Raw genomic sequence first — 24,217 nt, 5'->3', positions numbered from 1 at the left:
GCGGGACAGCCACGTCGAATCAGTACCCACCGCCGCCGGCGCCCGCGCCGGTGCTGCCCGACCCGCCGGTGGTGATCGCCGAGCCGGACGGCGCGACCAGCCACCACTTGGCGCCGAACTCGGTACTGCCCTGGCCCTCCGTCTGCCCGGCCTTTTTGTCGTCCTCGTAGTAGTACAACGGGTGGCCGTGGTAGGTCACCTGCGTCGTCCCGTCCGAGCGCATGATCGTGCCAAGGTCGCTGGCGAGCGCGGCCCCGGACGCGGCCGGCGCGGCCGTCGTTGTGAGGGGAGGCCAGGCCCTGGCACATGCACCCGCGCAGGTCGACGCGCCGGCCTTGTCGGCCATGAACAGGTAGAGGGTCTTGCCGCTGCCGTCGGTCAGGAAGGTGCCCGCCGGACCGGACCCCGTGGCGACCGTCGTGCCACCCACCACCGATCCGCTTGCCGGCGCTGATGCGCTCGCCGCCGTGGACGGGTTCGCTCCCACGGTCGCCGGGCTGGTCGACGTCGACGACGTCCCGCCGCCGCACGCCGCGAGCAGCAACGCCGTAGCGGCTACCGGCAGGGTCAGCGTCGCCGGGACCGGCAGCCGACGCATCCTTGGTTCTTTCATGATCATCTCCTCGTCGGCCGCTCGCCCCGGCGGCCAGGCCTCGTCGCGGCCACCGGTTCCGCGGTCACACCAAGGCACGGCACCGGGCCGAGATCGGTTCAACGAGTCGGGAGAGCGACAATGCGCCACCTGACGCCGCCGGCCACCCAGCGGAGCCAGCCGATGGCGAGGACGAGCGCGACAACCAGCTGTTGGCCCGATCGATCGGCGGTCTTCTCAGCGATGGCGGGAGGGGGGACATCCGCGCCTACCGCGGCTCACGCCTGGCGGCGCAGGGCGCGGGCGACCTGGTCGGCGGCGCGGCGCATCTCGGGGCCGGCGGCCTCGGCGACGTCCTCGCGGTAGGTGATGAGGTTCAGACAGGCGCGGGTCGCGGTGCCGGTCATCGGGATCCAGGCCGCGACGGCGTACTGGCCGGCCTCGACCTCAGCGTGGCTGCGGGCGTAGCCGACGTCGCGCGCGTGCGCGACCTCCTCGGGCTCCCCCACGGACGGCGGATCGGCGGCGAGGATCGCGTAGCCTGCCGCGCCCCGGGTCAGCGGCGTGCGCATGCCCGGCCGGAAGGCCAGGTGGTGCGGCGCCGTCGTGGGCTCCGTCATCGCGATCGCGACCGCGTCCTCGCCCTGCGCGACGAAGAGCATGACCGTCGACTGCAGCCGGTCGGCGAGCGAGCGCATGATCGGGGCGGTCGCGTCGCGCAGCGTGGGGAGGAACGCCTCGGCGAGGGTCGCGAGGCGGGCGCCCGGGATGTAGGTCCCCTCGCTGCTGCGCGCGGCGAGGTCGAAGTCGACCAGGGTCTGGAGCACCCGGTAGGCGATCGACCGGTGCACGCCGAGCATGTCGCCGACCTGCTGCACGGTCATCCCCGACTTGGAGTCGGCGATCGCGAGCAGCACGCGCAGCCCGCGCGCGAGCGTCTGGTTCCCGTCGCGCACCTTGCTCGGCGTGGCCGCCGTCAGCTCCGGCACGCTGTTCAGCATAGTTTCGGCACCGCCGGGGCCTGGGCGGCGCGCGCTGTGATGATGGTCAGGATGCCCGGGCCTGCAGGGTGAGCGCGATGTCGGTGAGCATGTCCTCCTGGCCACCGACGAGCTTGCGCCGGCCGGCCTCCAGCAGGATCTCGCGGGCGTCCACGCCGTACGTCGCCGCGGCGATCTCGGCGTGGCGCAGGAAGCTGCCGTACACGCCGGCGTAGCCGATGGTCAGCGTCTCGCGGTCGACGCGCACCGGCCGGTCCTGCAGCGGGCGGACGATGTCCTCCGCGGCGTCCTGCAGCGCGAACAGGTCGCAGCCGGTCTCCCAGCCGAGGATGTTCGCCACCGCGATCAGTGCCTCGATCGGGGCGTTGCCCGCCCCGGCGCCGAGGCCGGTGAGCGAGGCGTCGACCCGGAACGCGCCCTCCTCGACGGCGGCCACCGAGTTGGCGACCGCGAGGGAGAGGTTCTCGTGGGCGTGGATGCCGACCTGCGTCTCGGGCCTCAGCACCTCGCGGTAGGCGCGGACCCGCTCGCGGATGTCGTTGACCGTGAGCCGCCCGCTGGAGTCCGTGATGTAGACGCAGTGCGCGCCGTAGGACTCCATCAGCAGCGCCTGCTCGGCCAGCTCCTTCGAGCCGATCATGTGCGCCATCATGAGGAAGCCGGAGACGTCCATGCCGAGGTCGCGGGCCTCGGCGATGTGCTGCGCGGCCACGTCGGCCTCGGTGCAGTGCGTGGCGATCCGGACGGAGCGGACGCCCATGTCGTGGGCGCGGCGCAGGTCGTGGATCGTGCCGACGCCGGGGAGCAGCAGCGTGGTGAGGACCGCGCTCTTCGCGTGCGCGGCGGCCGCCTCGATCCACTCCCAGTCGGTGTTGCTGCCGGGGCCGTAGTTCAGGCTCGAGCCGCCGAGGCCGTCGCCGTGCGCGATCTCGATCGCGCCGACGCCGGCGGCCTCGAGGTTGTCGACGATGCGGCCGACCAGCTCGGGGGTGATCCGATGCCGCAGCGCGTGCATGCCGTCTCGCAGCGTCACGTCCTGGATGTACGGCTTCGCCGTGGGGGCGGGGGTGGTGGTGTCCGGTGTCGTGGTCTCAGTCATCACGCCGCCGCCTTCGCGCGCTGGGCAATCCGTTCCGCCACGCGCATCGCGGCGGAGGTCATGATGTCGAGGTTGCCCGCGTAGGCGGGCAGGTAGTGGGCCGCGCCCTCGACCTCCAGGAACACGGAGACCTTGGTGTCGACGGGGCCGGCGCCGGCGGGCAGCAGGGTCGCCATCTCGGCCGGGTCGACGGGCGTGAACTGGATCTTCTGCACGAGCCGGTAGCCCGGGACGTAGGTCGCCACGTCGGCGACCATCCGCTCGATCGAGGCCCGCACCTGGTCATGGTCGGCGCCGCCGATGAGGCAGAGCACGGTGTCGCGCATGATCAGCGGCGGCTCGGCCGGGTTGAGGATGATGATCGCCTTGCCGCGCCGGGCCTTGCCGACCTGCTCGATGCCGTGCGCGGTGGTCTCGGTGAACTCGTCGATGTTCGCCCGCGTCCCCGGACCAGCCGACTTCGACGAGACCGAGGCGACGATCTCCGCGTAGGGCACCTCGGTCACCCGGGACACCGCCGCCACGATCGGGATCGTGGCCTGGCCGCCGCAGGTGACCATGTTGATGTTCGGCGCGTCGAGGTGGTCCTCGAAGTTCACCGCGGGGATCACGAACGGGCCGATCGCTGCCGGGGTGAGGTCGACGAGGCGCAGGTTGTAGGGCTCCAGCAGCTTGGCGTTCGCGATGTGCGCGCCGGCGCTGGTGGCGTCGAGGACGATCTCCACCTCACCGAACTCGGGCATCCTGATCAGCCCAGCGACGCCCTCGGCCGTCGTGGCGACGCCGAGGCGGGCCGCGCGGGCGAGGCCGTCCGAGTTCGGGTCGATGCCGACCATCGCGACCACGCGCAGGTCCGACGACCCGCGCAGGATCTTGATCATCAGGTCGGTGCCGATGTTGCCGGAGCCGACGATCGCGACCCCCGTCTTCTCCGTCATCCCTCGTCCTTTCCTGAGAACCGGGCGGTCACCGTGCCGAGCGGCGCGATGTCGGCGACGAAGACGTCCCCGGCCGAGACGGAGACCATCGGGCCGAGCGCGCCCGACAGGACGAGATCACCCGCGCGCAGCGGCGTCCCGACCTCGATGAGGGTCGCGGCGAGCCAGGCCAGCGCGTTCAGCGGGTCGCCCAGGCAGTCGTGGCCCGTGCCGGCCGAGACGACCTCGTCGCCGCGGCGCATCGTCATCGTGACGTCGACGGGCGCCACCGCGTCGAGCGGCGTTCCCACCGCGCCGATCACGAAGACGCCCGAGGACGCGTTGTCGGCGACCGTGTCGGTGATGCCGATCTTCCAGTCCGCGATCCGGCTGTCGACGATCTCCAGCGCGGGGAACGCCAGTTCCACCGCGCCGCGGACCACGGCCGGGTCGGACGCGTCCTCGATGTCGCGGGAGAGCAGGAAGGCGACCTCCGCCTCGGCCTTCGGCTGCAGCAGCCGGCCCATCTCGATCAACTCGTCGTCGGCGTAGCGCATGTCGTCGAACAGGACACCGAAGTCGGGCCGGTCGACACCGATCTGGCTCTGCACGGCGGCCGACGTGAGACCGATCTTGCGCCCGACGATCCGGGCGCCCGCCGCGAGCCGGCGCTCGGTGAGCCGGCTCTGCACCTGGTAGCCCGCGTCGATGTCGCCGGCCGGGACCAGGTCCGTGATCGGGGCACACGGGATGCCGGACGCGGTCGCCAGCTGAAGCCTGTCGGCGGCGGCCTCGACGGACGCTGTCGTGGCGGTCATCGGTCCCTCCCGAGGAACTCGAGCGCGATCGAGTCGAACTCCTCCTGCTGCTCCCACTGGGGCCAGTGGCCGGCGTTCTTGATGAGGCGGAACTCCCCGGCCGGGATGCGCTCGGCCATGTCGAGGCCGGCCTTCGCCGGGCCGGACGGGTCGTCGCTGGTCCAGACGACCAGCGTCGGCGCGGTGATCGCGGCCAGCTCCTCGTCGGTGACGAGGTTGCGACGGCGGATCTCGGGGTCCTGCAGGCAGAGGATGTGCCGCATCGACTCGGCGAAGCCAGGCCGGCTGTACACCCCGCGGCGGATCGCGACCAGCTCGTCGGTGACCGAGGCGGCGGGATCAGCCATCAGCCACGACAGCCGGGCGCGGATGCGCTCCTCGCTCGGGTCGTCGGCCGCGGCCTGGGACAGCGACCGGATGCGCTCCATCACCTCGGGGGTGGCCATCGTCCCGCCCGGGGTGTTGAGGACGAGCCGACCGACGCGCTCGGGGTAGCGGGCGGCGAACTTCACCGCGACCCAGCCACCGAGCGACTCACCCGACAGGTGGACGCGCTCAAGGCCGAGGACGTCCAGGAGCCCGACGAGGTGATCGATGTAGTCCTCGATCTCCAGGTCCTTCGTGGAGGTCGTCGTCCACCCGTGCCCCGGGTAGTCGTAGGCGATGACCCGGTACTTGGCGCTGAGCGCGCGCAGGTTGCGGGTGAAGGCCTCCAGGTGGCCGCCGGTGCCGTGCATGAGGACGAACGGCTCACCGGCGCCGCACTCCAGCACCCGGGTCGACCAGTGCCCCACGTCGACGTGGCGCACCGTGTAGTCCAGGCCGGCCAGGTCCGTCCACAGCGTCATGCGTTCTCCTTCAGAGCGGGCCCCGCGTCGGACAGAGCGGGCCCCGCGTCGGACAGAGCGGACGCGGCGCCAGGCACGGCGAGCACCGCGTCGGGCAGGGCGGCGGTCGCCGCGTCGGGCAGGGCGGCGGTCGCCGCGTCGGGCAGGGCGGCGGTCGCCGCGTCGGGCAGGGCGGCGGTCGCCGCGTCGGGCAGGGCGGCGGTCGCGTCGGGGGCGCCGATCGCGGCCCCGAAGGCCCGGACCATGTCCGAGGCGGCGTGCGCGGGGCTCGCGCCGGCGACGATCCGGTCTGGTCGAAGCAGTAGCACGGACTCCGGGTGCGCGTCGAACCAGCGTTTGAGCGCACCGTCCAGGTCGCCGACGACCAGCACCGAGTCGTCGGGCACGCCGCCGTTTGGCTGCGGCGCGTCCCAGCGCAGCTGCACCGCCGGGCGGGCCTCCACCAGGCGGACGCCGAGGTGGGCGAGGCGGCGCTGCGCGTCGTCGTCCAGGATCTGGCGCGGGTCGTTGTTCCACGCCACCAGGGCGAACCACGGGCCGAGCGCGTCGTCCAGCCTCGCCGACGGCGTGGCTCGGGTGCTCACGGTCGGCTGGATGAACAGCCGCCCCACCGGGCTCGGCTCGCTCACCGATCCGACCCGGGTCAGCGCGCCCTCGCGCATCGTCGGCATCGGCTTGAACTTCATCGTCACGATGTAGGTCTTCGCCTTGGGGATGGCGGACAGCCCCCGGAAGAACAGGTCACGCGCCAGCGCGCCGAACCGGTTGGTGACGGAGACGGCCTGCCCGACACGGCGGGAAAGGTCGATCATCGCGCGGGCATGGTCACGCCGCTCGGACTCGTAGGTGTCGAGCAGGTGGTCGCCCGCCAGCCCCCGGCACACCATCGCGATCTTCCAGGACAGGTTGAACGCGTCGCGGATGCCGCTGTTGTAGCCCTGCCCCTGCCACACCGGCATGATGTGCGCCGCGTCGCCGACGAGGAAGACCCGCCCGACGCGGAAGTGCTCCGCGAGCCGGGCGTGGTGGTTGTAGACCCGGCGGCGGATGACGTCGACCTTCGCGGTCGGCGGGACGATCGGCGCGAGCAGGCGGGCGAGGAACTCGTCGGTCATCGCGTCCGCCTCGGTCTCGCCGGGCTTGAGCATGAACTCGAACCGGCGGATGCCGTGCGGGATGCTGATCGAGACATAGGGGCGCTTCGGGTCGCAGCAGACGTACGCGCCGGGCCGGCCGAGCGGGTCGTTGCGGATGTCGATGACGAACCACTGCGCGTCGGCGGTGCTGCCGTCGAAGCGCAGACCGAGCAGCGTCTCGCGGGTCACGCTGGCGCCACCGTCCGCGCCGACCGCGTAGGCCGCCCGCAGGGTCCGCTCGCCGTCCGGGGTCTCGATGGTCAGCGTCACGCCGTCGGCGTCCTGCGCGTAGCCCGTGACCCGGGACGAGAAGCGCACGTCGACGTTGTCGAAGCGCCCAAGGCCGTCGAACAGCACCCGGTCCGCGAGCGGCTGTACGAAGCCGTTGCGCCGCGGCCAGCCGAACTCCGCGGTCGGTGGCGCGAGCCGGGCCAGGTCGCGCTGCTTCGCGTCGACGAAGGCGAGCAGCTGGTGCGGGATCGTGTGCGGCAGGACGTCGTCGACCAGGCCCACCGTCTGGAAGGTCCGCAGCGTCTCGTCGTCCATCCCGACACCGCGGGGGAAGTCGATGAGCGCCGGGCCCGCTTCCAGGACCGCGACGCGCAGCCCGGCCAGGCCGAGCAGGTTGGCGGTCATCAGCCCGGAGGGGCCCGCGCCGACGACCGCGACGTCAACGACGTCGTTCGCGCCCGCGGGCGGCGGCGAGCCAGGCTGTGCCGTGCCGACCTGAGTGGACACCTCGACTCCTCGGGTGGCGGGTGCCGGACGCGGCGGGTGCCGCGCCCAGCGCTCATCGCCGCGGTGAGCGACACCGCGGCGATCAGTGCTGTGGCGATCAATGGTGCGGGAGGATCGATACCGGTTGCGATCAATGCGGCAACGATCGAGTTGCGTGCAGTATATGCAACCAGATATTCAATAACTGCGAAAAATCTAGTAACGTGCGCCCGACGCGTCAACCCTGACCCCGCGTCCCCGCCCGTGCGTCCTCTTCGGCCACGCGGGGCCGGACGCACGGGCGGGGCTCCCCCTCACCGAGGACGTGATCCATGCCGACCGGTCCCCTGCCGCCATGGCTGGCCCTGTATCCGGCGCGGGTCGACCCCGCGCCGGAGATCACCCATGGGTCGGTCGTCGAGGCCTGGCGGGCCCGGGTCACCGCGAACCCCGAGCGGGCGGCGGTGCGCTACTTCGACGGGTCGCTGTCCGCGGCCGAGCTCGACGCGCACGCCGACGCGCTGGCCGCCGAACTCCAGAGCCGGGGCGTCGGGCGGGGCGACCGCGTCGGCGTCTACCTGCAGAACGTGCCCTACTACCCGATCAGCCTGCTCGCGATCTGGAAGGCCGGCGCCGTCGCGGTCCCGCTCAACCCGATGTACCGCGGGCGGGAGCTGCGGCGCCTGATCGACGACTCGGGAACCTCCGGCGTCATCGCGGCCCGGGGCACGGACGCCGAGGTCCGCGAGACACTCGCCGGCGGCACCGTGGGCTGGGTGCTCTCCGCGTCGTCACGCGACTTCCAGACCCGCGACGACCCGCGCGCCTTCCCGGACCCGGTAGAGCCGGCGCCGTCGCCGGAGGGCGACCTCGGCGCGATCCTCGCCGCGCGCCACGGGGAACGCCCCGAGCTCGTGACAGTGGGACTCGACGACACCGCGTTCATCACCTATACGTCGGGGACCACCGGCCCGCCGAAGGGCGCGCTGAACACCCACCGCAACTACCTGCACGCGGTGCTGAACTACGGCGACTGGCTGGGCCTCGCGCCCGGTGACGTCTCCTTCGCCATCGCGCCGCTGTTCCACATCACCGGCCTCTCGCTCAACGCCGGCATCGCGCTGCTGAACGACGCCACGCTCAGCATGAGCGGGCGCTTCGAGCCCGCGGTCGTCCTCGACGCCTTCCGCGAGCACGGGGTGACCACGACGATCGGCTCGATCACCGCCTTCAACGCCTTCTTCCAGGTGGCGGAGGCCGGCCCCGAGCACTTCCAGACGATCAGGCTGCTCTTCTCCGGTGGGGCGCCGATCCCGCCGTCGACGATCGAGGCGTTCCGCGCCCGCTTCGGCCCCTACCTGCACAACATCTGGGGCATGACGGAGACGACGGGCGGCGGTATCGCCGTACCGCCCGGCGCGACCGCTCCCGTCCACCAGCCGAGCGGCACGCTCTCCATCGGCGTGCCGGCGCCGAACGTGACGGTCGAGATCATCGACGCCGAGGGCGCGCCGCGGCCGCCCGGCGCCGAGGGAGAACTCGTCCTCACCGCGCCGCAGGTGGTTCCCGGCTACTGGCGGAACCCCGAGGCGACCGCGCACGCGTTACCGGGCGGACGGCTGCACACCGGCGACGTCGCCGTGATGGACGCCGAGGGCTGGATCTACCTCGTCGACCGGATCAAGGACCAGATCAACACCTCCGGGTTCAAGGTCTGGCCGCGCGAGGTGGAGGACGTCCTCTACGAACATCCGGCGGTCTTCGAGGCGGCGGTGGTCGGCTTGCCGGACGAGTACCGCGGCGAGCTGGTGGCCGCCTACGTGTCGCTGCGCCCCGGCGCGGCGGCCAGCGAGGACGAGCTCATCGCCTTCGCGAAGGAGCGCCTGGCGGCGTACAAGCGTCCGCGGCGCGTGGTCGTCATCCCGGCGCTGCCGAAGACCGCGACCGGGAAGATCCAGCGGGCGGTGCTGCGCGAGCAGYAGGGACCGCGGCTGAGCGAGCGGCACTGACCGCGTCCTGCCCCGCATGTGTTGGAAGTCCTGTTCTTGCGCGCGTCCAGAGCGCGGTGCGGTAGGAGGGTGACTCGTGGTGGCGTATGTCCTGATCGGCTCGGCGTCCGGCTTCGGGGGCCGGAATTGCGGAGGTCGGGATGCAGTCTGAGTTCGACGAGGACCAGCGGCTGTGGCGCAGCACCGTCCGTGACGTGCTGGCCAAGGAGTGCACGCCGGCGCTCGTCCGCGGCGYCGTCGACGCGGGCGCGGACACGGGTGAGCTGTGGCGCACCTACACCAACCTGGGCTGGACCCAGCTCGTCGACCCCAGCGAGACGGTCGAGCTGGCGATCGTGCTGGAGGAGCTGGGCCGGGCCACCGACCCGACTCCGTACCTGGCGACGATGACCCAGTTCGTCCCGCTGGCCCCGGGGGTCGCCGGGCACAGGGAGTCCGGCACCGCGGTCCACGAGGGCGTCACAGCCCGCCGCGACGGCGACGGCTGGGTGCTCGACGGGACCGCGCGCCACGTGCTGGACGGCGACCGGGCCGACTGGCTCGCCGTCGTCACCGCCGAGGGCGTCTTCGCCGTCCCCGCGGCGGACGCGACGGTGCGCCGCGTCCCCGTCTTCGACCCCGTGCTGCACGTCGGCGAGGTGACCCTGGCCGGCGTCCGCGTCACCGGCGACGCCCTGACCGGCGCGGACCCGGAGCGGGCACGCCACCACGCGCTCACCGGCCTGGCGATCACCATGGTCGGCGCCTGCCAGCGCGTCCTGGACCTGGTGGTCGAGCACGTGCGGACCCGGCAGCAGTTCGGCGTCCCGATCGGCTCGTTCCAGGCCGTCAAGCACAAGGCGACCGACATGCACGTGGCCATCGAGCGGGCCAGAGCCCTGGCCTACTTCGCCGCGCTGACCATCGCCGCGGACGACCCCCGGCGCCGGCTCGCGGCCTCGATGGCCAAGGCGTCGGCCGGCGAATGCCAGTCGGTCGTGTTCCGCCACGGCCTGCAGCTGTTCGGCGGCATGGGTTACACGTGGGAGAACGACCTGCAGTTCGCGCTGAAGCGGGCCAAGGCCGGCGAGCTGTTCCTCGGCGGCGCCGACGAGCACCGGGCCCTGATCACGAAGGAAGGCCTGGCTCCGGCAGGGGCTCCGGCGGGGGTGGAGAACCGTGCAGCTCACGTTTGACGACGACGTCGAGGCGTTCCGCGCCGAGTTCGCGACGTTCCTCGAGGAGAACGCCCCGAGCGCGGACGAGGCCGACCGCCCGTCCCGCTCGAGTGCCGACATCCCGGAGTGGGCCCGGCGCTGGCAACGCCTGCAGTTCGACGCCGGCTGGCTGCTGCCCGGCAACCCGCCCGAGTTCGGCGGCCGCAACGCCGGCATCCTGCAGCAGTACGTCCATCTGGAGGAGCTGTCGAAGAGGCGGATCCTGCAGAGCTTCAACCCGCAGGGTGTCGGGATCATCGCGGCCTCGCTGCTCTCGTTCGGCACGGGCGAGCAGAAGCGCCGCTGGGCGGTGCCGATCCTGCGGGCCGAGATCACCGCCGCCCTCGGGATGAGCGAGCCGGGCGCGGGCTCCGACCTCGCGGGCCTGCGCACCCGGGCCGTCCTCGACGGCGACCACTTCGTGGTGAACGGACAGAAGGTGTGGACGTCGGGCGCCCACGACGCGGACGTCATCCTGACCTTCGTGCGCACCGACCCGGACGCGCCCAAGCACAAGGGCATCAGCGTGCTGCTGATCCCCACCGACGCGCCCGGGGTGACCCGCCGGCCCTTCGGCTCGATCGCGAGCCCCGACGACCTGGACTTCAACGAGGTCTTCTTCGACAACGTCCGGGTCCCGGCGGAGAACCTGGTCGGCAAGCTGGGCGGCGGCTGGGCGGTCGCCCACGGGTCGCTGGGCCACGAACGCACCCTGCTGTGGCTGATCTTCGCCGAGCGGCTGGCGGACCTGATGGCGGACTTCCGCCCGCGCACGGCGCTCGACGAGGACCGGTACGCGACCCTCGTCATGGACGCCCACGCCCTGCGGTGGATGGGCTCCGCCGCGCTGGCGAAGGAGGCCCGCGGCGAGCAGGACGTGCCCGCCCTGTCGGTACTGAAGCTGCTCGGGTCCGAGGCGGCGCAGGCGGCCACGGAGGCCGCGTTCGAGTCGGCGGGCGCCGACGCSCTCGACCACCCGGCGCTCACGGCCCGGCTGCCCCACCTGAGCCTGGAGGCCTACGTCAGCGGATGGTTCGAGCGCTACGCCCGCACGTTCTCCGGGACGATCGCCGGCGGCACCTCGGAGATCCAGCGCACCATCATCGCCGAGCGGGTGCTCGGCCTGCCCCGCGCCTAGCCGGCCACCTGAGGAGCCCCATGGCCATCGATCTCTCCCCTGAACCCGCCGTCGCGGACCTGGCCGAGCGGACCGCGCGGTTCGTCCGCGAGGTGGTGCTCCCGGTCGAGCAACGCCACGCGGCCGCCACGCCGTCGGAGGCGGTGCGCCGCGAGCTGCAGGACGCGGCGCGCGGCGCGGGCCTGTTCGCGCCGCACGTCGCCCCCGAGTACGGCGGCCACGGGCTGGGCATGCGCGGCCGGGCCGCCGTGTTCGAGGAGGCCGGGTACGCCCTGCTCGGCCCGCTGGCCCTCAACATCGCCGCGCCCGACGAGGGCAACATGCACATGCTGGAGCTGATAGCGACGCCCGCGCAGAAGGAGCGCTACCTGCGCCCGCTGGCGGCCGGCGAGATCAGGTCCTGCTTCGCGATGACGGAACCCGCCCCGGGAGCCGGCTCGGATCCCCGCGCGCTGGCCACCCGGGCCGAGCGGGTCGACGGCGGGTGGCGCATCAACGGGCGCAAGTGGTTCATCACCGGGGCCGACGGCGCGGGGTTCGCGATCTGCATGGCCCGCACCTCGGGCGCCGCCGGGGACGAGGGCGGCGCGACGATGTTCCTCGTCGACGCGGACAACCCCGGCATGAAGATCGTGCGGCATATCGAGACGCTCGACGAGACCCTCTACGGCGGTCACGCCGAGGTGCTCTTCGACAACTGCGACGTGCCCGCCGACGCGGTGCTCGGCGAGGTCGACGAGGGCTTCCGCTACGCGCAGGTCCGCCTCGGCCCGGCGCGGATGACGCACTGCATGCGCTGGCTGGGCATCGCCAACCACGCCCGCGACATCGCGGTCCGCCGGGCCGGCGAGCGGGAGCTGTTCGGCTCCCGGCTCGGCGAGCTGGGCATGGTGCAGCAGATGATCGCCGACAGCGAGATCGACATCGCCGCCGCCCGCGGCCTCATCCTCCAGGCGAGCTGGGAGCTGGACCAGGGCCGCTCGGGCGCCCAGTCCACCGCGATCGCCAAGACGTTCTGCGCCGAGGCGATCTGGCGGGTGGTCGACCGGTCACTGCAGATCTGCGGGTCACTCGGGGTGTCCGGGGACATCCCGCTCGGCCGGTTCCTGCGCGAGGTGCGCCCGTTCCGGATCTACGACGGCCCGTCCGAGACCCACCGGTGGGCCATCGCCCGCCGGGTCCTGCGCCGTCACACCACGGCGGCGGCCCGATGAGCCCCACCGCCGTCGAAGGGCTCGACCTTCCCGCGCTCGAGCGGTTCCTCGCCGTCGCGGTGCCTGGATTCCAGGGCAACCTGGACGCCAGGCTCCTGACCGGGGGCCGGTCGAACCTGACCTACCTGCTCACCGACGGGACGACGCGCTGGGTGCTGCGCCGGCCGCCGCTGGGCGGGCTCACCCCGTCGGCGCACGACGTGCTGCGCGAGTACCGCGTGATGGCGGCGCTGTCAGGGACCGACGTCCCCGTGCCCCGCGCCGTCGCCCACGACGAGGGCGAGACGCTGGGCGTGCCCTTCGCCCTCGTCGAGTACGTCTCCGGTCCGGTCATCCGCACCGAGGACGAGCTGCACGCCCTGCCCCAGGCCGACATCGACCGCTGCGCGTACGCGCTGATCGACGTGCTGGCCCGGCTGCACGCCCTCGACCCCGAGGCGGTCGGACTGGGGGCGTTCGGCCGCCCGCGGGGCTATCTGGGCCGCCAGATCCGGCGGTGGAACGACCAGTGGCAACGGGTCGGCACCCGGCCGCTGCCCGACATCGACACCCTGCACACCCGGCTCGCCGCGATCCAGCCGGCGGAGTCCGGCGTCTCGATCCTGCATGGCGACTTCCGCATCGACAACGTCATCCTTTCCCCCGACGACCCGGCAGACGTCCGGGCGGTGGTGGACTGGGAGATGGCCGCGCTCGGCGACCCGCTCGCCGACCTGGGCCTGCACCTCGCCTACTCGGACCCGGCGTTCGCCCCGGTGCTCACCGGCTCGGCGGCGTCGACCAGTCCGCGCCTGCCGGGAGCGGACGGGCTGCTCGACCGTTACGCCACCCTCACCGGCCGGGACCTGAGCGGCTTCTCGTTCTACCTCGCTCTCGGCTACTTCAAGGCGGCGGTCATCGCGGAAGGCATTCACGCCCGGTACCTGCAGGGTGTGACCCGCGGCGACGGGTTCGAGGTGGTCGGCGAGGCGACGGCGCCGCTGGCCGCGGCCGGCCTGCGCGCGCTGAAGGGCTGACGGGCGCGCAAGAATGATCTTTCTTCGCGCGGCCGGCAGCCGTCACATCAGGACTACCGAGGAACCAGCCAAGTCATGATCAATGTTCTGGACCTGTTCCGGCTGGACGGCCGGGTCGCCGTCGTCACCGGCGCGAGCTCCGGCCTCGGCGCCGGGTTCGCCCGCGCGCTCGGCCAGGCCGGCGCCGACGTCGTCGTCGCCGCCCGCCGGGCCGACAAGCTCGGCGAGGTCGCGGACGCGGTACGGGCGACGGGCCGGCGCGCGCTCACGGTCGCCACCGACGTCAGCGATCCCGACCAGTGCACCGCCCTCGCCGAGGCGGCCGTCGCCGAGTTCGGCCAGATCGACATCCTGGTCAACAACGCCGGCATCGGCACCGCGGTACCCGCCCTGCGCGAGAAGCCCGACGAGTTCCGCCAGGTCATCGACGTCAATCTCAACGGCGCGTACTGGGCCGCGCAGGCGTGCGCGCGGGTCATGCGACCGGGTTCGAGCATCATCAACATCTCGAGCGTTCTCGCGCTCATCAAGTCCTACGCCCCCCAGGCCGCCTACGCCGCCAGCAAGGCCGGGCTGATCGGCCTGACCCGCGACCTGTCACAGCAGTGGTCCGGCCGCAAGGGAATCCGGGTCAACGCGATCGCGCCTGGCTACTTCGCCAGCGAGATGACCGCCGACATCCCGAAGGACCAGCTGATGACGTTCATCGCCAACACCAGCCCGCTGGGCCGGCTCGGCGAGCAGCACGAGCTGGACGCCGCCGTCGTCTTCCTGGCCGGCGCCGGCGCCTCCTTCATCACCGGAACCACCCTGGCCGTCGACGGCGGCATGAGCGGACACTGACCGGCGCCGCGCCTGGCCGTGACCGCGCTCAGTCCATGCTCAGTCCACGCTCAGTCCACGCCGCCCGGCTTGTTGACGAACCAGACGAGCTCCTCGGTGAGCTTCTCGCTCTTCCAGCCGTCCGGCGTGCGCACGAAGTCGTGGAAGTAGTAGCCGCCGCAGAAGCTCGGCTCGGCCAGGCCCGGCACCTGCATCGGGTTGTAGAACTGGGCGATCACCTTGGCCCGGTCGCCGTCGAGGTCGATCTCCACGTTGGTCACGTAGTGGATCTTCCACGGCATCGGGCCCATGCCCTTGGCGAGCCAGGCCGCCATCTCGTCGCGCTTACCGACAGGCAGGCTGCTCGACGTCGACGTGTAGTCGATGACCGCCTCGGGGGTGAACACCGACTTCCACAGGTCGAAGTCGTTCGTGTCCACGCCGCGGGCATACCGCGCCAGCTGCTCCTGGATCTCGAGCTTGTCCGCGAGCGCCTGCAGGTCCATCGATGCTCCTATCGGGTTTCACGAGACCGGCCGCCGGCCTCCCAGCCATCGGTCAGCTGACGGTCAGGCCGTTGTCGACGGCGTAGACAGCGCCGGTGATCGACCTCGCCTCGCCCGACGCGAGGAAGGCGAACAGCGCCGCGATCTCCTCGGGCATGGCGATGCCGCGATAGCCGGCCATCCGGCGGCGCAGGTCCGGGTCCTGGTCCTCGGGGAACTTCACGGTCCTGGCGATGTTGGTCAGGGTGCCGGCCGGCGCGATCGCGTTCACCCGCAGCGGCGTCTTGATGAACTCGACCGCGAGTGACCTGGTCAGCTGGATGAGGCCGCCCTTGCTCGCCGCGTACGCCGCCGAGTATGGAACGCCCTGGATCCCCGAGTTGGACGCGATGTTGATGATCGTGCCACCGGCGGCCAGCAGGTGTGGGATGGCCGCCTGGGACAGGAAGAACGGCCCGTCGAGGTTCACCGCCAGCGTCCGCCGGTACAGCTCGATCGACGTCTCGGTCGTGTGCGCGGGCAGGTAGATCCCGGCGACGTTGCCCAGCACGTCGAGGCGCCCGAACTCGGAGACAGCCGCCGCGACGGCCTCCGCGCACGCCGGCGGGTCCGCGACGTCGACGGTCCGAACCGAGACGGTCCCGCTGACCAGCGCCTTCGTCTCGGCCAGACTGGCCTCGTCGATGTCGACCGCCAACACCGAGGCGCCCTCGGCGGCGAGCCGGATGGTGATCGCGCGGCCCATGCCCGACCCGGCGCCGGTGACGAGCGCCACCTTCTCCGTGAACCGTCCCGCCATGGCCGTGTTGTATCTCACGAACGCGCGGGGCGCACCCGTTGGCCGAAGTTTGACGTCGAAGTCGACAAACCGCGAATGTGGGATGGAGGCCAGCGGCGATCCTGCTCAGGACCGTCGTGGCCGGACGAGCGGATCGAGGTAGACGAAACATGTTGTTGGAGCTGACCCCTGATCAGGAGGTCTTCCGGGAGGCGACCGCGCGGTTCCTCGCGGACCGGGTGCCTCCGGACGTGATCCGCCGCCTGCGCGACGACCCGGCCGGCTTCCCGTCCGGCTACTGGAGCGCCGGCGCGGAGCTCGGCTGGACCTCGCTGCTCACGCGCGAGGAGCACGGCGGCGGCTCGATCAGCGGCTCCCCGCTCGTCGACCTGTCGATCCTCGCCCACGAGTTCGGCGCCCGGGCCGCCCCCGGGCCGCTCGCCGCGGCCAACGTCGTCGCGCTGGCGCTGTCGGCCTGGGGCGGCGACGCGCACGCGGAGACGCTGGACGCCGTCCTGTCCGGCATGTCGCTGGCCACCTGCGCGCTCGGCGAGCCCGGGGTGCCCGGGGAGCCGGCGGGCGTGACGGTCCAGGTCCGCGCCGACGGCGGCGGCGTCGTCCTCGACGGCACCGCCCGCCCGGTCGAGTCCGCGGCGCGGGCCGCGCACATCCTCGTCACCGCGCGGGTCGCCGGCACCGCCGGCTTCGCCCAGGTGCTGGTACCGGCCGACGCCGCCGGGATGACCGTCACCCCGATGCGCTCCGCCGATCTCACCCGCCGGTTCGGGGTCGTCCAGTTCGAGGGGGTCCGGCTGCCCGCCGCGGCCGTCGTCGGCGAGTTCGGCGAGGTCGGCGAGCAGGTGGAGCGCCAGTTCCAGGCCGCGCTGGCGCTGAGCTGCGCGGAGAGCGTCGGCGCGATGCAGACCGCGTTCGACCTGACCGTGAAGTGGGCGTTCGAGCGATACTCGTTCGGCCGGCCGCTCGCGTCCTACCAGGAGCTCAAGCACCGGTTCGCCGACATGAAGATGTGGCTGGAGGCGTCGCACGCGATCACCGACCGGGCGACGGCCGCGGTCGACGCCGGCGCGCCCGAGGCGGCCGAGCTGGTCAGCGCCGCGAAGGCCTACATCGGCGACTACGGCGCCGAGCTGGTCCAGGACTGCGTCCAGATCCACGGCGGCATCGGCATGACCTTCGAGCACGACCTGCACTTCTACCTGCGCCGGGTCACGCTGAACCGCGCGCTGCACGGCAACCCGGCGAGCCACCGGGCCCGCGTCACCGGCATCTTCGAGAACCTCAAGGAGCTCGCGTGAGCACGTCCGACGCCGCAGGCTCGGCCATCAGTGACGCCGCAGGCTCGGCCATCAGTACAGCCGACGCCACACGTACAGGCGCCGCCGCGGGCGAGAGCGTCGAGGACTTCCGGGCCAGGGCGCGCGTCTGGATCCGCGCCAACCTGCGGCCGCTGGAGGTGCACGAGGAGGTCGGCATCCTGCGGGTGACGCGGACCGACGAGGAGGAGCTGGCCGCCGCCGCCCGGGAGCGGAAGGTGCAGCGGATGCTCTTCGACAACGGCCTCGCCGGCATCTGCTTCCCGCCCGAGTACGGCGGCCTGGGCCTCACCCGCGCCCACCAGCTGGCGTTCAACGAGGAGATCGAGGGCTACGAGTACCCGCAGCGCATCCAGGTGCCGACGCTGACGCCGTGCGCGGCGGTGCTGTTGGAGTTCGGCACCGAGGAGCAGAAGCTCGCCCACATCCCCGCCATGCTGAAGGGCGAGGAGATCTGGATGCAGTTCCTGTCCGAGCCGTCCAGCGGCTCGGACGTGGCCGCCGCGCTCACCTCGGCGGTCCGCGACGGCGACGACTGGCTGCTCAACGGCTCGAAGATCTGGACGACCGGCGCCTGGTGGTCCGACTGGGCCCTGTGCCTGGCCCGGACGAACTGGGACGTCCCCAAGCACCGCGGCCTCACCGTCTTCATCCTGCCGCTCACCGCCCACGGCGTCGACGTGCAGCGCATCGAGATGCTCAACGGCCTCAAGGAGTTCTGCCAGGAGTTCATGACCGACGTCCGGGTCCCCGACTCCGATCGGATCGGCGCCGTCGACGACGGCTGGACGGTCGGCACCCGCTGGATGTTCCACGAGCGGATGGCCAGCAACTCGCCGTACGTCACCAGCCCCGGTACCAGCGCGCACCACCGGATCGGGCCCGACTGGCTGCTCGACATCGCCCGCGACGCCGGCCGGCTCGAGGACCCGGTGGTGCGGGACCTGATCGGCGAGAGCCGGGTGCTGGACCTGGTCGGGAGCGCGCTGCAGCCGCGGCTCGCCGCCGGCATGACGACCGGCAGGCTGTCGGACCAGTCGGCGGCGATCGCGCGGCTGTTCGCCGGCATCACCGCGACCCAGCACATGACCAACGCGTTCGACATCGTCGGCGACCGGGGCGCGGCCTGGGTGGAGGGTGACGGCGCCGTGTTCGACGTCGGCCAGGACTTCCTGATGCGCCAGACCGCGACGATCGGCGGCGGCACCACCGAGATGGCCCGCAACGTCATCAGCGAGCGGGTTCTCGGCATGCCCCGCGAGGCGGCGCTCGACCGGGGGCTGGCGTTCCGCGACGTCCCCCGTGGTGCCCGCAACAGCTAGGACCAGGCCGCCGACGTTCGCCCCCAGCCGAGGCGCGGGCTGTCCAAACGGGCTGTCCCAAGGAGAAGCCCCGCGATCGTCGATCGCGGGGACCGAGGATCCCACCAGATCATGGTCTGGCTCATGATCTGGTGGGATCCTCGGCGCCAGAGCGAGGAACCGAATTTACCCAAGCCCCTCATCGGATCTGGCCATGGCTTGTGGGGTGGATCCCGGTCTCCTGGGCCCCAGAACCCATGGACGGATGAGTGTGGCCGTGGGTCCGTCGGCGCCAGAGTCTCGGAGTTTCATCGGGCCACGATCTGGTGGGATCCTCGGCGCCAGAGCTCCGAAAATCCCACCAGATCACTGACGGTCTCCCGCGGTACCAACCGCCGGTGACCTTCCTGGGCGCACGTGGCCGGGCCAGGCCGGCCCTGATCACTAGTCGGTGGCGGGGACGGTCGCGACGCGCTCGGCGACCCTCCGCTCCGCCGCCGGCTCGAACGGGCCCCGAGGGGCGGGCATGGCCGCCGCGGGCGTGGCCACCGCCGGCCTGGCGGGGACGGCGGGGACAGCCGGGGTGGGGACGGCGGGGACAGCCGGGGCTGGGGCGGCGTCCGCGGTCCGGCGCGGGAGGGCGAGGGCGATGAGGCAGCTCGCCAGCGCCGCGCCGCCGCCGACCAGCAGGCCGATCCGTAGGCCGTTCTCCGATGGGACCACCGTCGAGCCGATTGTGGTCGTCATGCTCGACATCAACGTGCCCAGCACCGCGCTGGCGACCGACGTGCCGATCGAGCGCATCAGCGTGTTCAGGCCGTTCGCGGCCGCGCCCTCCTCGGCCGGCACCGACCGCATGATCAGGGTGGGCATCGCCGCGTACGCGAGGCCGACACCGGCGCTGATCACGGCGCAGAACGCGAGCACGCCGCCGGGGCTGCCCATCAGCGGGAGCGCCAGGACATATCCGCCGGCCACGACGACCGCGCCGCCGGCCAGCGCGACCCGCGGGCCGCGCACGGCGATCAACCGGCCGGCGAACGGCGAGACGATCATCATCGCGAGCCCCGCCGGCGCCATCCACAGGCCGGTGCCGAGCAGCGACTGCCCGAGGCCGTAGCCCGTGGCCTTCGGCAGCTGCATCAGCTGCGGGGCGATCAGCGACTGCGCGTACATCCCGAAGCCCAGCGCCACGGAGGCGATGTTGGTGAGCAACACCGGACGGCGGCCCATCGTGCGCAGGTCGATCAGCGGGCTGTCGACGCGCAGCTCGAACGCGCCCCAGGCGAGCAGGACGACGACGCCACCGGCGAGCAGGCCCAGCGTCGCGGGGCTCCCCCAGCCCCAGTCGCCGCCCTTGGACACGGCGAGCAGCACGCCGACCAGACCGATCGACAGCAGGACCGTGCCCGGCACGTCGAACCCGCCGACACCGCGCACCGGCGACTCGGGGACCAGGACGGCGACCAGGACGCCCAGCAGCAGGCCGATCCCGGCGGAGCCCCAGAACAGCACGTGCCAGTCGGCGTTCTGCGCGACCACGGCGCCGATCGGCAGGCCGAGCGCGCCGCCGACGCCGAGCGAGGAGCTCATGACCGCCATCGCGGAGACCATCCGCTTGGGCGGCAGCAGGTCGCGCAGGATGCTCACGCCGAGCGGGATGGTGGCGAAGCCGACGCCCTGCAGCCCGCGGCCGACCACCATCGGCAGGATGGACGAGCTCAGCGCGCAGATCAGCGCGCCGACCGTCTGGGTGCCGAGGGCGACCAGCAGCAGCCGCCGCTTGCCGAACAGGTCGCCGAGACGGCCGAACAGCGGGTTGGCGATCGCCCCGACGAGCAGGGTGGCGGTGATCGCCCAGAAGGCGTTGGAGGACGAGGTGTGCAGCAGTGTGGGCAGCTTCGGGATCAGCGGCACCATCAGTGTCTGCATCAGCGACATCGCGGTGCCCGCGGCCGCGAGGACCGCGATGAGGGTGTTCGCCCGTGCCGGCCGGCCCGCGACGCTGGCCGGGGCAGGGGCGGCGATGGCCTTGCTGGCGCTCATGAGTTCTCCCCGCTGATGCTGCATCCCAGATATGCAGAATGCATATCATGTGTATCACGCACATCAGGGAATCCCAAGCGCCGCCGTCCTGGACATGAGGTGACTTCGCCCACCCGACGTGCCAGAATTCGATTCTGATGACGCAGAACGCAGATCGCGTCCTGGCGGCGACGCCGGGCAACCCGCCTCCCGACGCACCTGGCGGCACGCAGGCGGCCGTACCCGGCGGCACGCAGGCGGCCGTACCGGCCGGCACGCCCTCGACGGCGCCGGACACCCAGCCCCAGCCGACCGGCGACGTCGCCGCGCGCACGGCGGCGCGCACACTCGCAGCGCGCACCGCCGGTTATACCAACGAGGTGCGCCGGCTGCTCGACGCCGGCCTCGAGGTGATCCGCCGCAACGGCATCTCATCACGGCCCCGGGTCGCCGACATCGTCGCCGCGGCGGGGCTGTCCAACGACGCGTTCTACCGCCATTTCCCGTCCAAGGACGCTCTGGTCACCGCGCTGATCGAGGACGGAAGCGAGCGACTGGCCAGCTACGCCGCCCATCAGATGAGCAAGGAGCCGACTCCCGCGGGCCAGGTGCGCCGCTGGGTGGAGGCGGTGCTCGGGCAGGCCAGGGGCGAGGTGGCCGCGTCGACGCTGGCAGTGATGTGGAACGGGAGCAGCACCAGGAACGCGACCCCCGGCCTGCACCCGGGCGCCGGGGCGATGTCGGTACTGCTGCGCCCGCCGTTCGCCGCGCTGGGCAGCGCGCATCCCGAGCTGGACGCGACGCTGGCCTCGTACGCCGCCTTCGGCGCGTTGTCGGACTTCCTGTGGCGRCAGGCCGAGCCCACCGACGCCGAGTCCGACCAGATCACCGCCTTCTGCCTGCGGGCAGCCCAGCCACCGATTCCCCAGCCCAATCAGGGAGCACACTCATGAAGGCTGTCCGTTCGGCGGACGGCGCCGTGTCCGTCGTCGATCTCGACTCGCCGCCAGGTGAGGGCGACGAGCTGCTGACGATGAGATCCGCGAGCATCTGCAGCTCGGACCTCATGTACCTCAGATACGGCCTGAGTCAGGTCGTCGGCCACGAGCTCGCCGGAGTCCGCGCCGACGGTACGGCGGCCATCGTCGAGGCGGTGTTCAGCTGCGGCACGTGCGACCAGTGCCAGATCGGCCGCTACAACCTCTGCCCGGCCCACTTCAAACGCGCCCTCGGCGCCAACACCGACGGCGGCATGGCAGAGCAGTTCCGCGCCCCGAGCCACCGGCTCGTGCCGGTCCCCGACGGGCTCGCCGTCGCGGACGCCTCCCTCGCGGAGCCGGCCGCCGTCTCCTGGCACGCGCTGCGCCTCGCGGGCACCGGCAAGGACACCAGCGTGGCGGTCGTCGGCGCTGGCGCTCTGGGCCTGCTGGCCGTGGCCGGCGCCCGCAGGCTCGGCGCCACCGACGTCGCGCTCGAGTCGCGCCACCGTCACCAGTCCGAGGCTGGTGAGCGCCTGGGCGCGCGGATCGGCGCGGACGGCCACTACGACGTCGTGCTCGACGCCGCCGGCACCAAGGAGAGCCTCGCCCGCGCGGTCGACCTCGTCGGCCCGCGCGGGACCGTGGTCTCGGTCGCCACCCACCAGGGCCCGGTCGAGATCGCCTGGAGCACCCTGTTCCACCTGGAGGCCCGCGTCATCCCGTCGGTGGGCTACTGCACGCACGACGACGGCGCGGGCGGTAGCGTGACCGAGCTGGCGGAGGTCGCGGCGATGCTCGCGGAGAACCCCGAAATTCCCAGGACGCTGATCACGCACCGGTTCCCGCTCGAGGACGCCGTCGAGGCGTTCCGGGTGGCGGGCGACAAGACGACGGGCGCTATCCGAGTGGTGGTGGAGCTGTGACGACGCTGCGGCCCGAGGACCAGTTCCACGCCGGGGTCATCGTCGAGGACTTCGAGGGCACCCTGAAGCGCCTCACGGAGCTGTTCGGTTTCGAATGGTGCGACGAGCTCGTGAACGACGTGGCGGTACGGATCATCACCCCTGACGGCCCGGTGGACACCACCATCACGACGCGCTTCTCCTACTCGGTGAACGAGCCCCGCCTCGAGGTCATCCGCCCCATTCCCGGGACCGTCTGGGTGCCGGCCGACTCGGGTGTGCACCACCTCGGCTACTGGTCGGACGACGTGCCGGCCGACTCGGCGGCGCTCGCCGCGCAGGGGATGCCGTTGGAGGTAGCCGGCATCGGCCCGGACGGGCAGCCCTACTGGGCGTACCACCGGGGCGCCGACGGCCCGCGGATCGAGCTGGTGAGCCGCAGCATCAAGCCGGGGCTGGAGCAGTACTGGGCGCACAGCCGGCGTCCGGCGTGAGCCTGGCGGCGCCCACCGAGCTGGTCGAGCTGACCGGCGGCAACGGGGTCATGCTCGCCTCGCCGGTGCCGGCCGACGTCGCCGCCGTCGGCTACGTCGAGCGCGAGCTCGCCGCGGCCGGGACGGCGACCGCCTACCGCGCCGCCGGCGAGCTCACCGCCGACGGCCGCTGGGCGTTCGAGCCCGCCGGCACGGCGCCGTACCGCACCCGGGTCGTCGTACGCCGCCCGGCGACGGCCGAGCGCTTCAGCGGCACCGCGGTCGTCGAGTGGCTCAACGTCAGCTCCGGCCACGACGCCGACGTCGTCTGGGCGAGCAACCACGAGGAGATCACCCGCCGCGGCCACGCCTGGGTCGGCGTGTCGGCCCAGCTCATCGGCGTCGCGGGCGGCCCCGTGCTCGCCTCGCCCGTCGAGGGCGCCGACGCGCCGGGGCTCGTGGGCACCGACCCGGAACGCTACGGCTCGCTCGTCCACCCCGGCGACGGCTTCGCGTTCGACGTGTTCACCCAGACGGCCCGCTCGGTGCGCGACGGAACGTTGCTCGGCGGTCTCACCCCACGGCTCGTGCTGGCCGCCGGCCAGTCGCAGTCCGCCTACGCGATGGTCACCTACGTCAACGGGGTCGAGCCGCTCGTCCGCGGGCTGTTCGACGGCTACCTGCTGCACAGCCGGGGGCTGGGCGCGCTGAACCTGGCCGCGCCAGGCGAGCCGGCGGGCCTGCACGCGTTGACCGCGACCAGCCCGGCGCTCGTCCGGGAGGACACCGGCACCCCGGTGCTCATCGTCCAGGCCGAGGGCGACCTGAACCAGGTGCTGCACTCCCTCGGCTCCCGCCAGGACGACCTCGAGCGCGTCCGCACGTGGGAGGTCGCCGGCGCCGCCCACGCCGACCAGCACACCGTCGGCCCGTTCGCCGACCTGCTCGGCTGCGGCGTCGACGTCAACGACGCCCCGATGCACGTCGTCGTCAAGGCGGCGCTGCGCGCGCTGGAGACGTGGGCGCGCGACGGCACCCCGCCCGCCGCGTCGCCCCGGATCGAGACCGCGGGCGGCGAGATCGTCCGCGACCGCGACGGCATCGCGCTCGGCGGGATCCGCACACCACCGGTCGACGTGCCGGTCGACGTGCTGTCCGGCGTCCCCGGCCCGAACCCGTCGGTGATCTGCCAGCTGTTCGGCTCGACGACCGCGCTGCCGGCCGCCCGGGTCGCGGAGCTCCACCCGTCGCGCGCGCACTACCTGGCGCGTTACACCGCCGCCGTCGACCGGCTCGTCGCCGACGGCTTCGCCCTGGCCGAGGACCGCGAGGCCCTCCTCGCCTACGCCCAGCCCGACCGGATCTCGTAGCCGCTGGCTTCAGGCCCCGTCGAGC

General features: G+C 72.6%; 22 protein-coding genes. 12 read left to right on the top strand and 10 right to left on the bottom strand.

The annotated features are described in order from the left end of the window. Positions 1-19 precede the first annotated feature (19 nt). From BL253_RS12360 to BL253_RS12330, 7 genes are all read right to left on the bottom strand, one after another. Positions 20-613, bottom strand: a complete 594-nt coding sequence (locus BL253_RS12360) for a COG4315 family predicted lipoprotein (protein ID WP_198946248.1) — start codon at positions 611-613, stop codon at positions 20-22. A 257-nt stretch (positions 614-870) separates the two neighbouring features. Next, a complete protein-coding gene (locus BL253_RS12355) occupies positions 871-1,593 on the bottom strand; it encodes an IclR family transcriptional regulator (RefSeq protein WP_076816487.1) in 723 nt (240 codons plus the stop codon). Between the two features lie 46 nt (positions 1,594-1,639). Next, positions 1,640-2,692, bottom strand: a complete 1,053-nt coding sequence (gene dmpG, locus BL253_RS12350; protein WP_076816486.1) for a 4-hydroxy-2-oxovalerate aldolase — start codon at positions 2,690-2,692, stop codon at positions 1,640-1,642. Continuing rightward, positions 2,692-3,630 carry an acetaldehyde dehydrogenase (acetylating) gene (locus BL253_RS12345; RefSeq protein ID WP_076816484.1) on the bottom strand — a complete coding sequence of 313 codons (939 nt, stop codon included), beginning with the start codon at positions 3,628-3,630 and terminating at the stop codon, positions 2,692-2,694. Before BL253_RS12345 ends, dmpG begins: the two co-directional genes overlap by 1 nt. After that, positions 3,627-4,427: a 2-keto-4-pentenoate hydratase gene (locus BL253_RS12340; protein WP_076816482.1), complete on the bottom strand. Its 801-nt coding sequence runs from the start codon at positions 4,425-4,427 to the stop codon at positions 3,627-3,629. Before BL253_RS12340 ends, BL253_RS12345 begins: the two co-directional genes overlap by 4 nt. Then, positions 4,424-5,275 (bottom strand): alpha/beta fold hydrolase, encoded by an 852-nt coding sequence (locus BL253_RS12335; protein WP_076816481.1) that lies wholly within the window; start codon positions 5,273-5,275, stop codon positions 4,424-4,426. Before BL253_RS12335 ends, BL253_RS12340 begins: the two co-directional genes overlap by 4 nt. After that, positions 5,272-7,149 carry a bifunctional 3-(3-hydroxy-phenyl)propionate/3-hydroxycinnamic acid hydroxylase gene (locus BL253_RS12330; RefSeq protein ID WP_076816479.1) on the bottom strand — a complete coding sequence of 626 codons (1,878 nt, stop codon included), beginning with the start codon at positions 7,147-7,149 and terminating at the stop codon, positions 5,272-5,274. The genes BL253_RS12335 and BL253_RS12330 overlap by 4 nt, the downstream gene beginning before the upstream one ends. Before the next feature lie 311 nt (positions 7,150-7,460). Between BL253_RS12330 and BL253_RS12325 the strand changes: the two genes are divergently transcribed. From BL253_RS12325 to BL253_RS12300, 6 genes are all read left to right on the top strand, one after another. Next, positions 7,461-9,137: a class I adenylate-forming enzyme family protein gene (locus BL253_RS12325; protein WP_076816477.1), complete on the top strand. Its 1,677-nt coding sequence runs from the start codon at positions 7,461-7,463 to the stop codon at positions 9,135-9,137. A 140-nt stretch (positions 9,138-9,277) separates the two neighbouring features. Beyond that, positions 9,278-10,312 carry an acyl-CoA dehydrogenase family protein gene (locus BL253_RS12320; RefSeq protein WP_076816475.1) on the top strand — a complete coding sequence of 345 codons (1,035 nt, stop codon included), beginning with the start codon at positions 9,278-9,280 and terminating at the stop codon, positions 10,310-10,312. After that, positions 10,296-11,471 (top strand): acyl-CoA dehydrogenase family protein, encoded by a 1,176-nt coding sequence (locus tag BL253_RS12315; RefSeq protein WP_076816474.1) that lies wholly within the window; start codon positions 10,296-10,298, stop codon positions 11,469-11,471. The genes BL253_RS12320 and BL253_RS12315 overlap by 17 nt, the downstream gene beginning before the upstream one ends. Positions 11,472-11,491: 20 nt before the next feature. Beyond that, the gene (locus tag BL253_RS12310) at positions 11,492-12,685 is read left to right on the top strand and encodes an acyl-CoA dehydrogenase family protein (protein ID WP_076816472.1); all 1,194 of its coding nucleotides are present in this window, start codon (positions 11,492-11,494) and stop codon (positions 12,683-12,685) included. Beyond that, positions 12,682-13,701, top strand: a complete 1,020-nt coding sequence (locus tag BL253_RS12305) for a phosphotransferase family protein (RefSeq protein ID WP_076816593.1) — start codon at positions 12,682-12,684, stop codon at positions 13,699-13,701. The genes BL253_RS12310 and BL253_RS12305 overlap by 4 nt, the downstream gene beginning before the upstream one ends. A 75-nt stretch (positions 13,702-13,776) precedes the next feature. Further along, the gene (locus tag BL253_RS12300) at positions 13,777-14,544 is read left to right on the top strand and encodes an SDR family NAD(P)-dependent oxidoreductase (RefSeq protein ID WP_076816470.1); all 768 of its coding nucleotides are present in this window, start codon (positions 13,777-13,779) and stop codon (positions 14,542-14,544) included. Between the two features lie 50 nt (positions 14,545-14,594). Here BL253_RS12300 and BL253_RS12295 read toward each other — a convergent pair whose 3' ends face one another. Both BL253_RS12295 and BL253_RS12290 read right to left on the bottom strand, forming a co-directional pair. Next, on the bottom strand, positions 14,595-15,029 hold the full coding sequence (locus tag BL253_RS12295; RefSeq protein WP_076816469.1) for a nuclear transport factor 2 family protein: 435 nt from the start codon (positions 15,027-15,029) through the stop codon (positions 14,595-14,597). Between the two features lie 52 nt (positions 15,030-15,081). Next, a complete protein-coding gene (locus tag BL253_RS12290; protein WP_076816592.1) occupies positions 15,082-15,828 on the bottom strand; it encodes an SDR family NAD(P)-dependent oxidoreductase in 747 nt (248 codons plus the stop codon). A gap of 149 nt (positions 15,829-15,977) precedes the next feature. On the opposite strand from BL253_RS12290, the gene BL253_RS12285 reads away from it, so the two are divergent. Together BL253_RS12285 and BL253_RS12280 are read left to right on the top strand one after the other, a co-directional pair. Further along, the gene (locus BL253_RS12285; protein WP_076816467.1) at positions 15,978-17,123 is read left to right on the top strand and encodes an acyl-CoA dehydrogenase family protein; all 1,146 of its coding nucleotides are present in this window, start codon (positions 15,978-15,980) and stop codon (positions 17,121-17,123) included. Positions 17,124-17,173: 50 nt separating this feature from the next. Beyond that, the gene (locus tag BL253_RS12280) at positions 17,174-18,463 is read left to right on the top strand and encodes an acyl-CoA dehydrogenase family protein (protein ID WP_076816590.1); all 1,290 of its coding nucleotides are present in this window, start codon (positions 17,174-17,176) and stop codon (positions 18,461-18,463) included. Positions 18,464-18,886: 423 nt separating this feature from the next. On the opposite strand, the gene BL253_RS12275 is transcribed toward BL253_RS12280, so the two are convergent. Beyond that, a complete protein-coding gene (locus BL253_RS12275; RefSeq protein WP_076816588.1) occupies positions 18,887-20,488 on the bottom strand; it encodes an MFS transporter in 1,602 nt (533 codons plus the stop codon). 137 nt (positions 20,489-20,625) lie between these two features. On the opposite strand from BL253_RS12275, the gene BL253_RS12270 reads away from it, so the two are divergent. The 4 genes from BL253_RS12270 to BL253_RS12255 are packed head-to-tail and all read left to right on the top strand — an operon-like array spanning position 20,626 to position 24,192. Next, positions 20,626-21,420, top strand: coding sequence for a TetR/AcrR family transcriptional regulator (locus tag BL253_RS12270; RefSeq protein WP_076816465.1), 795 nt, complete (start codon positions 20,626-20,628; stop codon positions 21,418-21,420). Then, entirely contained in the window at positions 21,417-22,370 is a 954-nt protein-coding gene (locus BL253_RS12265) for a zinc-dependent alcohol dehydrogenase (RefSeq protein WP_076816464.1), read from the top strand. The genes BL253_RS12270 and BL253_RS12265 overlap by 4 nt, the downstream gene beginning before the upstream one ends. Further along, a complete protein-coding gene (locus BL253_RS12260; RefSeq protein ID WP_081438253.1) occupies positions 22,367-22,843 on the top strand; it encodes a VOC family protein in 477 nt (158 codons plus the stop codon). Before BL253_RS12265 ends, BL253_RS12260 begins: the two co-directional genes overlap by 4 nt. Beyond that, on the top strand, positions 22,840-24,192 hold the full coding sequence (locus tag BL253_RS12255; RefSeq protein WP_076816462.1) for an alpha/beta hydrolase domain-containing protein: 1,353 nt from the start codon (positions 22,840-22,842) through the stop codon (positions 24,190-24,192). The genes BL253_RS12260 and BL253_RS12255 overlap by 4 nt, the downstream gene beginning before the upstream one ends. Positions 24,193-24,217: the final 25 nt, after the last annotated feature.

This window comes from Pseudofrankia asymbiotica, assembly GCF_001983105.1.
Lineage (GTDB): Bacteria > Actinomycetota > Actinomycetes > Frankiales > Frankiaceae > Pseudofrankia > Pseudofrankia asymbiotica.
Note: the sequence above shows the minus strand (reverse complement) of the source record. Positions and strands in the feature narration are given on the sequence as shown.